The organism is Hyphomicrobium denitrificans ATCC 51888 (assembly GCF_000143145.1).
Taxonomy (GTDB): Bacteria; Pseudomonadota; Alphaproteobacteria; order Rhizobiales; family Hyphomicrobiaceae; genus Hyphomicrobium_B; species Hyphomicrobium_B denitrificans.
On record NC_014313.1, the window covers coordinates 1,411,053 to 1,424,402 of the forward strand.

7 protein-coding genes are annotated in these 13,350 nt (G+C 59.5%); 1 reads left to right on the plus strand and 6 read right to left on the minus strand.

Annotated elements, in window-relative coordinates; translation table 11 throughout:
- Positions 1 to 8 precede the first annotated feature (8 nt).
- The 4 genes from HDEN_RS06725 to HDEN_RS18450 form a co-directional block, all read right to left on the minus strand.
- Positions 9 to 1,934, minus strand: coding sequence for a response regulator (locus HDEN_RS06725; protein ID WP_013215391.1), 1,926 nt, complete (start codon positions 1,932 to 1,934; stop codon positions 9 to 11).
- A gap of 13 nt (positions 1,935 to 1,947) precedes the next feature.
- Positions 1,948 to 7,641, minus strand: coding sequence for a HAMP domain-containing protein (locus tag HDEN_RS06730; RefSeq protein ID WP_013215392.1), 5,694 nt, complete (start codon positions 7,639 to 7,641; stop codon positions 1,948 to 1,950).
- Positions 7,642 to 7,826: 185 nt separating this feature from the next.
- Positions 7,827 to 8,384 carry a sigma-70 family RNA polymerase sigma factor gene (locus HDEN_RS06735; protein ID WP_013215393.1) on the minus strand — a complete coding sequence of 186 codons (558 nt, stop codon included), beginning with the start codon at positions 8,382 to 8,384 and terminating at the stop codon, positions 7,827 to 7,829.
- On the minus strand, positions 8,381 to 8,521 hold the full coding sequence (locus HDEN_RS18450; protein ID WP_245256749.1) for a NepR family anti-sigma factor: 141 nt from the start codon (positions 8,519 to 8,521) through the stop codon (positions 8,381 to 8,383). Before HDEN_RS18450 ends, HDEN_RS06735 begins: the two co-directional genes overlap by 4 nt.
- Before the next feature lie 316 nt (positions 8,522 to 8,837).
- Between HDEN_RS18450 and HDEN_RS06745 the strand changes: the two genes are divergently transcribed.
- Positions 8,838 to 9,641: a response regulator gene (locus HDEN_RS06745; protein WP_013215395.1), complete on the plus strand. Its 804-nt coding sequence runs from the start codon at positions 8,838 to 8,840 to the stop codon at positions 9,639 to 9,641.
- 35 nt (positions 9,642 to 9,676) lie between these two features.
- On the opposite strand, the gene HDEN_RS06750 is transcribed toward HDEN_RS06745, so the two are convergent.
- Positions 9,677 to 11,872 (minus strand): amylo-alpha-1,6-glucosidase, encoded by a 2,196-nt coding sequence (locus HDEN_RS06750; RefSeq protein ID WP_013215396.1) that lies wholly within the window; start codon positions 11,870 to 11,872, stop codon positions 9,677 to 9,679.
- Between the two features lie 69 nt (positions 11,873 to 11,941).
- Positions 11,942 to 13,036, minus strand: coding sequence for a glycosyltransferase family 4 protein (locus HDEN_RS06755; RefSeq protein WP_013215397.1), 1,095 nt, complete (start codon positions 13,034 to 13,036; stop codon positions 11,942 to 11,944).
- Positions 13,037 to 13,350: the final 314 nt, after the last annotated feature.

Consider the following 13,350-nt stretch of genomic DNA (forward strand, 5'->3'; position numbering starts at 1 on the left):
CGTTTGCGTCATGCCACCTGATTTGCATCGTCGCGCGTGCGCTCGGCGCGTTCGGCGGACTGACGCTGAAGCTTCGCGACGAGATCCTTCACATCGACCAGACTGTAGGGCTTTGTCAGATGCGGATAGTTACGCAGAAGCGGCGGCATGAATATCAGGTCGTTGTAGCCCGTCGTAAAAGCAAACGGCACATTGCGGCGATCCAGAATTTCGGCAACCGGCGCGCTATTGTCGGCGCCGAGATTGATATCGATCAGCGCGATATCGAACTCGGACTCGGCCGCCGTGCGCAGGGCTTCGGAGAGCTGCGCGATTGGCCCAATGACGGTGTGGCCATCTTCCTCGAGATCGAGTTTCAATTGCATTGCGATCAACGCCTCGTCCTCGATCAAAAGGATTTTGCAGCCCGGAGCGTCTGGCGGCGTAACAGTGGCGGCTGGAACCGCACGCGGTATGATCGAGACATGCCGCTGACTTACCATTTGCGTGCGCGCCGATAGATCGCCCTCGAAGCTGAACTCGAAGCCCTCGGTGGATAAATCCATGTTCGCTTGTCCGCCGCATTCGGACGAGGCGCTGCGGATGACGGTCAAGCCAAAGCCTTTTCTGATCGGCTTGGCGCAGGGAGGGCCGCCACGTTCTGTCCATGCGAACTTGATCTTTTCTCCATCGGGTGTCGGAACGCGCGACCAGCCGACGGAAACCTTCCCTCCCGATGTCGAGAGCGCGCCGTGCTTCACGGCGTTGGTCGCAAGCTCATGCAGGACGAGGGCCATCGATTGCGCGAACTTCGACGTCAAGCGCACACGTTCGCCCTCGATCACGATGTCGTTGTCGGTGCGCGATTTGAAAGGCTCCAATGCGCCGGCCACCAGCTTGTGCAGATCGACGCCGGTCCAGCTGCTCTGGCGCAGGAGGTCGTGGGCCGCCGACATCGCATGAATGCGGCCGTCTAGAGCCGATGCAAAGGTATCGATCGACGTCGCGTTCGAACTCGAGAGACGGGCGATCGCGGCGACGTTTGCAAGGATGTTCTTCACGCGGTGATCAAGCTCGGCCATCAGCAACTGCTGGTGACTGTCGGCGGATTTGCGTTCGGTAATGTCGAGCAGAGTTCCGATCACGCGTGTCGCGCTGGTGCCAGCAGTCAGGAATGCGCGGGCGCGCGTGAGAACCCAGGTGTCGCCGCGCGCGCCGATAATGCGGAATTCCAGCTCGGCGGTTGTCTCGGCAAAGTTTGCCGCCCGGAAATAGCTGCGCACGGCTTCGCGATCGTCGGAATGCACGAGATCGATGAAATCATCGAAACGTTGGTGTTCCGGCACAGCGACGTGGAGGACATCCGCGATATTCTGCGACCACTGCAAATCCTGCTCCGCCTGGTCGTATTCGAACGTGCCAAGGCGCGCGGCCTCGCTGGCGAGACGCAGCCGCTCCTCGCTCTGCTGTAGCATCGCGTGAGATTGTACGAGTTGCTCGGTACGCTGTTTGACGCGCTCTTCAAGATCGGCATTGAGGACGTCGAGCTGCCGGCTCTTGCGGTGCAGTTCGACAAAGATCTGCACCTTGGCTTTCAGAATTTCAGGCACGACCGGAACCGGCACGTAATCGACGGCGCCGGTGCGATAGCCTTTCAAAAGATCGTCGGTTTCGAGGCGAACGGCAGAGATGAAGATGACCGCGGTCTTTTCATGACGCGGGTGGTTGCGGATCATTTCCGCAAGCTCGAACCCGTCAAGGTCGGGCATGCAGACGTCCATCAGGATGACGGCGATGTCGGTTTTGAGCAGCACCGTCAGAGCTTCTTCGGCTGTCGTCGCCTTGATGAGATTCGCGTTTACGCCATCCAGGATGGCCTCGTAAGCCAGGAGCTTGCCCGGTTGGTCATCGACAAGCAGGATGTTGACTGTTTCATCGAAAATTGTTGAAGCCACTGTCGTCCCCCGTTCACCGATGTAGCCACATGCGCAATGCCGACAACAGTTGCTCCGTATCAACAGGCTTCGCGAGATAGTCGGACGCGCCGGCTTCAAGGCATTTTTCGCGATCGCCTTTCATCGCCTTCGCCGTCAATGCGATAATGGGCAACCGCTGATGCTTGTCGCTGCCGCGAATGCGCTGCATCGTCTGATAGCCGTCCATCTCCGGCATCATGATATCCATCAGCACGATAGATACATCCGTCGAATTCAGCGTTTCTATGGCCTCGAGTCCGGTCGTCGCAGTCAGGACGTTCATTCCGCGCCGTTCCAGAAGGCTGCTCAGCGCAAAAATATTCCGCGCGTCGTCGTCGACAAGCAGAACCTTGCGGCCCACGAGATAATCGTCGGTGCCGTGCAGACGCGACAGCAATTCCCGCTTCTCGGCCGGAAGTGCGGCGATCACACGGTGCAAAAACAGGGCCGTTTCATCGAGCAGGCGTTCAGGAGACTCGACGCCTTTGACGACGACGGTACGCGCCAGCTGGCGGATCTTGTGATCTTCCTCGTTCGATAATTCACGGCCCGTGAACACGACAACGGGAATGTCGCGCATGGCGGGAGATCCGCACATCTGCTCGAGGATTTCGAAGCCCGACATGTCGGGGAGCTTCAAATCGAGTACGACGCAATCGATCGGGTTTTCCTTGAGCTTCTTCAGGGCATCGGCGCCGTCGGCGGCGGTGAATATTTCGACATCGTCGTTTTTCAGAAGTTCCGCGATACTCATGCGCTCGGCGGAATCGTCATCAACGATGAGAAGGCGTTTGCGCGGTGTTTTCGCAAACTCGGCGATGCGTCTCAGCGCGGATTTCAACGCGTCGGTCTCAAGCGGCTTTGTCAGGTATGAGAACGCGCCGCGCGCGAGGCCGTGGTGGCGATCGTCGTCCAGCGTTACGACCTGCACCGGGATATGGCGCGTCAGCGGATTGTGTTTCAATTGGCTCAAAACCGACCAGCCGAGGATATCGGGCAAATGGATATCGAGTGAAATCGCGGTCGGATTGTAGTCCGTCGCAAGAGATAGCGCGTCGACGCCGCGATGGCAGACGATGCCTTTGAATCCGGTTTTGCGCGCCGCGTCGATGAGAATTTTCGCATAGCGCGGATCATCCTCGACGATCAGCAGAACCTGATCTCCTGCAACGATCTCGTCGCGATCGTCTTGAATCCGCTCAGGCAGCGACGGCTGGACTGGAGCACGCGTCGCGGAAATCTGCTCCGGCTTCGCCCGTGTTTCGAGGGAGGGCGCGGCATAGCGGAGGGGGATGTACAGCGTGAATGTGCTACCCCTTCCAGGTTCGCTGCGCAGCTGAATCTCACCGCCGAGAAGGTGCGCCAATTCGCGGCTGATCGCGAGGCCGAGACCGGTGCCGCCGTACTTACGGCTCGTGCTCGCGTCGGCCTGCTGAAACGCTTCGAAGATGATCTTCTGCTTGTCGAGCGGGATGCCAATGCCCGAGTCGTCGACTTCGAAAGCGACGACAGTCTGAGCCTCCGCGAGCGTCGGATGATCCGGCCCCCATTTGGTCGCCGCCGGTTTGACGGACAAGCGCACGTAGCCTTCACGTGTGAACTTGAAGGCGTTCGACAGCAGGTTTTTCAGCACCTGTTGCAGACGCTTGGAGTCGGTGAAGAGCGTTCGCCCGAGATCGGCATCGAAGCTCATCTCGAACGCGAGGTCGCGGCGCTCGGCTTCGTGCCGGAAGGGACGCGCGATCGCTTCGAGGACGGCATTGAAGCTGACGTCCTCGGCGTTGACCGAAACGGTGCCGGACTCGATCTTCGAGAGATCGAGAATATCGCTGATCAGGTTGAGAAGGTCCGTTCCGGCGCCGTGAATGGTGCGTGCGAACTCGACCTGGCGTTCTGAAAGATTGCGGTCGGGGTTGTCGCTCAGCTGCTGGCCGAGGATCAGGATGCTGTTCAGCGGCGTGCGAAGCTCATGCGACATGTTCGCGAGGAACTCTGATTTATAGCGCGACGTCAGTGCAAGCTCGGCCGCCTTTTCTTCGACGGCGCGGCGTGCCTGATCGATTTCCTCGTTCTTGCGCTCGACTTCGACGTTGCGTTCGGCAAGCTGCTGCGCTTTTTGCGCCAGTTCCTCGTTGGTTTTCTGCAGCGCCTTCTGCTGTTCCTGAAGTTCGCCGGCGAGTTCTTGCGATTGCGTCAGCAGCTCCTCGGTCTGCATCGTCGCCTCGATACTATTCAAGACGATGCCGATGCCCATCGTGAGTTGTTCGAGGAACGTCAGATGCGCGGGCTCGAAATCGTGCAGGGAGCTTAGCGAAATGACGGCCTTGATCCGGTCTTCGAACGTGATGGGTAGAACGATGACGCTGCGCGGGATGGCCTTGAAAACTACGGTATCGATCGGAACCGACGTTTCCGGAATTTTGCTCAGCAACCGGCGTTGTTTCTCAAGCGCGCATTGTCCGATGAGGCCTGATCCGAATTCCAGACGTTCCGGATATCCGGCACCCATGTCGTCGGCGAAACGCGCGAGCAGCTTCAGCTGATTTTCGGTCGTCGCATCGAACTGGTAGATGACGCCTTGGTGCGCATTGACCAGCGGCACAAGCTCGGACAGCAGTTTTTTGCCGACCGTTACGAGATCGCGCTGGCCCTGCAGCATGCTTGTGAAACGTGCGAGGTTGGTTTTCAGCCAGTCTTCTTCGGTGTTGCGCTCCGTCGTCAGACGGAGGTTACCGATCATCGTATTGATGTAGTCCTTGAGTTCGGCGACCTCGCCGCGCGCTTCAACCTGAATGGAGCGCGTCAGGTCGCCCTTCGTCACGGCCGTGGTGACCTCGGCGATGGCGCGCACCTGATTGGTGAGGTTGTCGGCGAGCAGGTTGACGTTGCCGGTCAGGTCTTTCCACGTACCAGCAGCGCCGGGCACGCTGGCCTGTCCGCCGAGGCGGCCCTCGACGCCAACCTCGCGCGCCACCGTCGTTACCTGATCCGCGAAAATCGCAAGCGTTTCGGTCATGGCGTTGATTGTGTCGGCGAGCGCTGCAACTTCGCCTTTCGATTTGACGGTGAGCTTGGGTTTGAGATCACCCTCGGCGACCGCGGTCACAACCTTGACGATGCCTCGAACCTGTTCCGTCAAATTGGCCGCCATCACGTTGACGGTGTCGGTGAGATCCTTCCACGTGCCGCCGGCGCCCGGGACGGTTGCCTGACCGCCGAGCTTGCCTTCGGTTCCGACCTCGCGCGCAACGCGGGTCACTTCGGATGCAAATCCGTTCAGCTGATCGACCATCGTGTTGATGGTGTTTTTCAGCTCGAGAATTTCGCCTTTGACGTCGACGGTGATTTTGCGCGAGAGGTCGCCACGCGCGACGGCCGTCGTGACTTCGGCAATGTTGCGGACTTGCGTCGTGAGGTTGGCGGCGAGCAGGTTAACGTTATCGGTGAGGTCTTTCCACGTGCCGCCGACGCCGGGAACGACGGCCTGTCCGCCGAGGCGGCCTTCGGTGCCGACTTCGCGGGCGACGCGTGTCACCTCGGCTGCGAAGGAGCGCAGCTGTTCGACCATCGTGTTCAGCGTTTCTTTCAATTGCAGAATCTCGCCGCGCACGTCGACGGTGATCTTTTTCGAAAGGTCACCGGACGCGATGGCGGTTGCGACTTCGGCGATGTTACGCACCTGCGCGGTCAGATTGCCGGCCATGAAGTTGACGTTGTCGGTCAGGTCTTTCCACGTGCCGGCGACGCCTGAGACTTGTGCTTGTCCGCCGAGACGGCCTTCGGTGCCGACCTCGCGCGCGACGCGCGTCACTTCGGATGCGAATCCGTTCAGCTGATCGACCATCGTGTTGATGGTGTTTTTCAGCTCGAGAATCTCGCCTTTGACGTCGACCGTGATTTTGCGCGAGAGGTCGCCGCGGGCAACGGCCGTCGTCACCTCGGCGATGTTGCGGACCTGTGCGGTCAGGTTCGACGCCATCGAGTTGACGTTGTCGGTGAGGTCTTTCCATGTACCGGCGACGCCCGGCACCTGCGCCTGGCCGCCGAGTTTGCCGTCGGTTCCGACTTCGCGCGCGACGCGCGTCACCTCTCCGGCGAAGGCGTTCAGCTGATCGACCATCGTATTGATGGTTTCTTTGAGTTCCAGCACCTCGCCGCGCACGTCGACGTCAATTTTTTTCGACAGGTCGCCGGACGCGATTGCGGTCGAGACCTCGGCAATGTTGCGGACCTGTGTCGTCAAGTTCGACGCCATCGAGTTGACGCTGTCGGTCAGGTCTTTCCATGTGCCGGCGACACCGCGCACGTCGGCCTGACCGCCGAGTTTGCCCTCGGTGCCGACTTCGCGCGCGACGCGCGTCACTTCGGATGCAAAACCGTTCAGCTGATCGACCATCGTGTTGATGGTTTCTTTGAGCTGCAGAATTTCTCCGGATACGTTGACGGTAATCTTTTTCGACAGGTCGCCGCGCGCGATGGCGGTTGCGACGTCGGCGATGTTGCGAACCTGCCCGGTCAGGTTGCCGGCCATCGAGTTGACGTTGTCGGTGAGGTCCTTCCACGTACCGGCGACGCCCGGAACGGTTGCCTGGCCGCCGAGACGGCCTTCGGTGCCGACCTCGCGGGCGACGCGGGTCACTTCGGACGCAAAACCATTCAGCTGATCGACCATCGTATTGATGGTGTTTTTCAGCTCGAGGATTTCGCCTTTGACGTCGACGGTGATCTTGCGTGAAAGGTCGCCGCGCGCGACGGCCGTCGTGACTTCGGCGATGTTGCGGACCTGCGTCGTGAGGTTGGCGGCGAGCAGGTTGACGTTATCCGTCAGGTCTTTCCACGTTCCACCGACGCCGGGCACGACAGCCTGGCCGCCGAGACGGCCCTCGGTGCCGACTTCACGCGCGACGCGCGTGACTTCCGCTGCAAACGAGCGCAGCTGTTCGACCATCGTGTTGATGGCTTCTTTGAGCTGTAAAATTTCGCCGCGCACGTCGACGGTGATTTTTTTGGAAAGGTCGCCATTTGCAACGGCGATCGTAACTTCGGCGATGTTGCGGACCTGTGCCGTCAGGTTCGACGCCATCGAGTTCACGCTGTCCGTCAAATCTTTCCAGACGCCGGTCACCTCGCGGATTTGTGCCTGGCCGCCGAGCTTGCCGTCCGTGCCGACTTCGCGAGCCACGCGCGTGACTTCGGACGTGAATATCGAGAGCTGCTTGATCATCGTGTTGACGATCGTTGCGGAGCGGAGGAATTCGCCTTTTAAGGGACGGCCGTCGACGTCGAGCCGCATCGGCCGCAGCAGATCGCCTTGTGCGACGGCGGCGATGGTTCGGGTGACTTCGGCAGTCGGACGTAAGAGGTCGTCAATCAACGAATTGACCGAGTCCTCCATTTCGCCCCAGGCGCCATGAGCCAGGCCGAGCTTGACGCGCTGGTCGGTCAATCCTTCTTTGCCGACCACCTGTCCGACGCGATCGAGCTGCCCGGCCATGCGTTGGTTGGTCGCTACGATATCATTGAAAACGTCGGCGATTTTTCCGGGCAGGCCGTCCCAGTCCGCGCGCAACCGCACGCTAAAGTCCCCGCCGCGCACGGCCTGCAAGGCGTGGAGCATTTCGACGAGCACCGCATTCGTTCCGCTTACGACGTGCTCGGCTCCGACCGCGCCGACCTGCTCCGACATCCTTAAGTTCCCCGCAGAACCTCAGCCTAAACGTGTCTCAACGCGCAACGAACGGCTTTGGTTCCGCGCGATTTCAGAAACGCTCAGTCATGGTATATATGCTTGACGTTCGTCGCATAAATCGCTCAGAAGGCGGCGATAGCTAGGCCAGATCGATTTTGTGATGAGTAGATCTTGCGGAATACTCAGCCTCCAGAGCTCTTGGCCGGTGTTGTGATGCTCTCGCTCCCATGCTGCTCCGCGACATCGCCGTCGTTCGATCGCCCAGATGTCTCGTCGACCAGGCGGCTTCGAGCGCGGTTGACCCGGCTTTTCATCGTGCCGACGGCGCAGCCGCAGACGCGTGCAGCGTCTTCGTATGAAAATCCTTCGGCGGTTATCAGCAGCAGTGCTTCGCGATGGTCGGGCGACAACCGCATCAAGGCGCGCCGCATGTCTTCAAATTCGAGCTGTGTGAGCTGCGTCGGTGGCACGCTGGCGTTGAGCGCGGCGTGATCCTGATCCAGTTCTTCACGCTGGGATTTCCGATAGTGTGTAAAGTACGTGTTGCGTAAGATTGTAAACAGCCAAGCCTTGAGATTGGAACCCGGGACGAACGACTCCTTGTGCGCCCAGGCTTTGAGCAGCGTTTCCTGGACAAGGTCGTTCGAAAGTTGCCCGTCGCCGCAGAGCGAGTGCGCGAATGCCCGCAGATTGGGCATTGCCGCAATCAGAGCGTCTCCAAAGCTTGGAGATTCCGTCACTCCGATTCCTCCTTGGCTTCGAGCTGGCGGATCAGATTGAGGAGTTCGTCCGGAACCGGCTCGCGGACCATCGAGGCGTACATGGAGCGCATTCGCTCGCCGATCAGCTGCGTGGCAACGCCAGGCAGGCGGGTCACGGCGTCCCGGCTCTCGGGCTCAGCGGGAGGTTCCGGCTCATAAACAGGATCTGTTTTCCGCATCCGCGCGTCTGGTGCGTTCGAGTGTTGTTGCATCGTCAAAAGACCCGGCATCGTTGAAGTTTATTGGCCTCGCTACAGACAAAGTTTATTCCCATATTCCGAGGCGCTGCTGATTGGCGAACTCCAGCATTCAGAATTCGTTCCGCGATGGAACTAACGAATAGCACGGGAGTTTAGGTACCGGTGCAGCTTGGCTGCAGGGTCCCGACGTTGATGCGGCTCCCTGCAACGTCGGCTCGGGAGGTGCAGTGCCATGTCGATTGCCCAGACAATTCGTCCTCATTTACCGTATCTGCGGCGGTTCGCGCGGTCGCTGACGGGTGCGCAGGAAACAGGCGACGCCTACGTCGCGACGCTGCTGGAAAGTCTCGTTTCGACGCCGTCGGATTTTCCGACGGAGGTGCCGCCCCGCGTCGCGCTCTATCACCTGTTTTTGAGAGTTTGGAATTCAGTTCGGCTTGTCACACCAAATGCGGAGGATGTGCAAGCGACCGTCGCCGTCGCGCAACGGCGGATCAACTCGATAAGCTCGCTGCCACGGCAGGCGTTTCTTCTCGTCGCGGTGGAAGGTTTCACGGCTGCGGAGGCTGCTACAATCCTGGAAGTCGGAGAAAAGGATATCGAGAGCCTGCTCGACGTTGCCGGCCAGGAAATCGCGCACCAGGTCGCGACGAATGTCCTGATCATCGAGGACGAGCTTTTGATCGCGATGGATCTCGAGACGATCGTCACGAGCCTCGGTCATTCGGTGCAGGATGTTGCGACAACGAAATCGGAAGCGCTCGCGGCCGTCAAACGTCAGAAGCCGGGCCTTATTCTCGCTGACGTCAAACTCGCGGACGGCAGCAGCGGTCTCGACGCGGTGAAGGAAATCGTGGCCGAAGGAGATGTTCCCATCATCTTCATTACCGCTTATCCGGAAAAAGTCCTAACCGGCGCGCGGCCCGAACCGACGTTCCTGATCTCGAAGCCATTTCAGCGGGAAACCGTGATGGCCATCATCAGTCAGGCGCTTTTTTTCGATACGAAGGCGCATCTGCGTCCCGCAGCGGCGTAATCTCGTCCCATAATCCTTGATCGCTTTTCTGGCCGCTACGCCATGATAACTTTGGCGCCGCCGCGAGAGTCGGTGACGTCGGCGATAACGCTCCGGTATTTTTTCTTGAGGACGAAGTCAGCGGACCCGCCGCCGGCTCGCAGGCGCCGGATCGTGATGGCTCCGACGCTCGCGGGTAGGCGCGGTGACTTGAGCGTGATCGTGCGCGACGCGGCATCTATTCGCAGACCGAGAAGAGAACTCAAGATGTGGAGCATGGAGCCGCTTGCCCAGGCTTGCGGTGCGCAGGCGACGGGATAGAGGATCGGCGATCGTCCCGTGCGGCGGCGGAATCCGCAGAAAAGCTCCGGAAGCCGCTGCTGATCCATTCGTAGCGCTGCGTCCAGCAGCCCGTCAAAGACGGGCTGAATCAGATCGCACAATCCGTATTGCGCGAAGCCTGCGGCGATGATCGCGTTGTCGTGCGGCCAAATCGAGCCATTGTGATAGGACATCGGATTGTAACGGATCTCGGATGCCGGGATCGTGCGAATTCCCCAGCCTGAGAAAAAATTCGGCGAGAGAACCTGCTCGGCGATGCGTACCGCGCGCTCCGGATTGGCGATACCGGTGAAGAGAAGATGTGCGGCGTTACTCGATCTCACCGCGACTTGTCTTTTCTCGCCGTCGAGCGCCAGCGCGTAGCAGCCGATGTCCTCGCACCAGAAGTCGCGCTCGAACTTGACGCGCAAAGCTTCTGCTTGTTGGAGCAGGCTTTCGGCGCGCGCCACGTCGCCGAGTTCATTGGCCATGCGCGCGGCCCATACCTTCGCCGCATACACGTAGGCCTGAACTTCGACGAGCGCGATCGGACCCTTGGCCAAGCTCCCGTCTCGATGGAAGACCGCGTCCTGGCTGTCTTTCCAACCTTGATTGGAAAGGCCGCTATCGGTTTCACGCGCATATTCGATGAAGCCGTCGCCGTCAGGGTCACCAGGACCGTCGATCCATTCGAGAGCGCGTTGAACTGCCGGCCAGATTTCGACGAGAAAATCGCGATCGTCGGTTGCTTGCAGGTAAGCGCCAGCGACGAGTACGAAAAGCGGTGTCGAGTCGACGCTGCCGTAGTAACGGCCGAAGGGAATTTCGCGGAGCGCGGCCATTTCGCCTTCGCGCATTTCGTGCAGGATTTTTCCGGGTTGAGCGTCGGCGTCGGCGTCATGACTTTGTGCCTGAAATCTCGCAAGGCGGCGGAGAACGCCGCGCGCCATACCAGGATCGAGCCACAGAACCTGCAGCGCCGTGATCAGAGCATCGCGCCCAAACGTCGTCGAATACCAGGGCGTGCCGGCATAGGGATAGGGACCGTCCTCCGTCGAGGTCGTCAGCAGCCGCAGGTCCGACGTGGCCCGCTTTATGACGGCGTCGAGTTCGGAATTGGAAACGGATACCGACGTCGTTTCGTGCTCGGCCCGGCGGAGCGTTCGGTGAGCATCGCGCAGACCTTTGACGTAAGAGCAGGGCTTGGCCGCATGACGCGATTCAGCGACCGCAGCAAAGTAGAGTTTCGCTGACTGCTTCGGCGCCAAATGCAGATAGTAGAGTGCCGCGGTCTCGCCAAGCGAGACAGGTTTGGGGTCGAGATGCACGGTCGTGCGCCGAACAACATTGTCCAAACCTTTGTACGCGTAGATCACCGATTGCGACGATTGGATTTGGCGGTTGACGGTGCCGCGCTTCTCGCGGCGCATGCCGCGAACCTCGAAAATGTCGGAAAAATCGCAGTCGAAAACCAGCGAGACGGCAAGCTTCACGTCTTCGCTGCTGTGATTGGTGAAGTGCAGGCGCTGGCGTATTGCGTTCTCGCGCACGTAGCTTGTCCGGTAGATGTGGATCGCATCCTTGCGCAACACGAGCGCGCCTTCGGCGTAGACGTCGGGATTGGTGAGGTCCGCGCAGAGTTGAAGGTCGGTCGCGTCCAATGCCGAGCCGAGGAGAAGAGGCGCACTGTGAGCGACGAGCAATTCGAGCCGGGAGAGGTAACGCGTGTCGTTATGGAAAAAGCCGTTGCCGCGATCGCCGAACGCGCCGATGTCGCCGTGCGTGTCGATGACGGCGAATGCATCGTCGTGTTTCAGGATTTCGTGCGCGCGACCGGACCCGTTAGAAGACGAGATGAGGAAATCTTCTTCTTCGGGTTCGTGATCCTCGTGCTTACGTGCGTCCGCCTCACGACTGTGCGCGGATCCCATTTCATTCCTCCCCTACGGGCGGCCACCCTTTGCCCCGCCCTGATTTCGCATTCTCGATAACGCGTTGCGTTAGTTTACGGCATTGCCCATTGCAGATGCGACGATCTCCTCGGAATGCACCTTTGGAATGTGCCCGTGAGACGTATAGGCGCGAGCATAGAGCGCTCCGTAGTTTTTGGCCATGCGTTCGACGGTGAAGCGGTTTTCAAACGCTTCGCGGATGCGCCTGCGATCAAGGCTCAGCAGGCGCGGGATCGTCGCGATAGCACTTTCGATGTCATCGACGACGAATCCTGTAACGCCGTCATCAATCACTTCCGGCGCTGCGCCGTGCCTGAATGCGAGCACAGGTGTCCCGCATGCCATCGCCTCGATCATCACAAGTCCGAACGGTTCCGGCCAATTGATGGGAAACAGAAGAGCTGACGCTTCGCCTAGAAATTCGGCTTTTTCCGCATCCGAAATCTCGCCGATGAATTCGACGCCGTTGCCGTTGAGCAGAGGTTTGATCTTTGCCTCAAAGTAATCGATGTCGGCGGCGTCGACCTTTGCTGCTATTTTCAACGGAAACCCGACTGCGCGCGCAATCTCGATCGCTCGGTCGAGGCGTTTTTCGGGAGAGATGCGTCCAAGAAAAGCCAGATAACCGCCGCGCGGCGAAAACGTCGGCCGATGCAAATTCTCCGGCAAACCGTGATAGACGGTGCCAAGAAAGTTCGCGAACGGGATTGGGTCGCGCTGTGAATCAGAGATCGAGACCAAGCCCATATCGGGGAAAGCGCGATACAGTTGCTGCAGGTCGGGCAAATCCTGGCGTCCGTGCAGTGTCGTCACTGTTGAGCGGGCGATGCTGCGAAAGAGCGGAAAATGAAACTGGTCGATGTGGAAATGCAAAACGTCAAAAGATGAGGCCATGCGGCGCACGCGGTCCAGCATGATCATGTAATAGGGGATCGGGTCGCGCACCGCCGGATTGAGGCGGAGCGCCTTCTCACAGCATGGAATAAGGTTTGCTGAAGTGATGGAATCGCCGCTGGCGAAAAGGGTCACGTCATGGCCTTGCGCGACGAGTTCCTCCGTGAGGTAAGACACAATGCGCTCGGTGCCGCCGTAAAATCGAGGTGGAACGCTTTCGATCAACGGCCCAATCTGTGCAATTTTCATAAATGAAAAACCCTTTGCCGACCTGCCAAAGCTAACTTCGCGAACGCCAATTCGTTCCGCATCTTCAGCGGGAAGCCTCTGAGCGTGTTTCGCGAATGTCGGCGCGATCAGTTCGAGCGCGGCATCCATGAACAACGCGGAATGCGCGGGCACGAACGTTTTTCTGTGCACGGGCGACGACACAAAATCGGGCAACTTCGTGTCTGTACGTACGATAATCCGGCATCCTGCCTTGTAAAAATGCCTGAAGACGCTGGCAAAACCGCGCCGGGAATTGCTGCTTGACGGCGGTGTGCCTACAAGTTCCAATGCGC

Excerpts from the sequence above, each read along its gene's own strand:
- HDEN_RS06730 (WP_013215392.1), bottom strand. The coding sequence starts at position 7,641 with ATGTCGGAGCAGGTCGGCGCGGTCGGAGCCGAGCACGTCGTAAGCGGA.
- HDEN_RS06745 (WP_013215395.1), top strand. The coding sequence starts at position 8,838 with ATGTCGATTGCCCAGACAATTCGTCCTCATTTACCGTATCTGCGGCGG.
- HDEN_RS06750 (WP_013215396.1), bottom strand. The coding sequence starts at position 11,872 with ATGGGATCCGCGCACAGTCGTGAGGCGGACGCACGTAAGCACGAGGAT.
- HDEN_RS06755 (WP_013215397.1), bottom strand. The coding sequence starts at position 13,036 with ATGAAAATTGCACAGATTGGGCCGTTGATCGAAAGCGTTCCACCTCGA.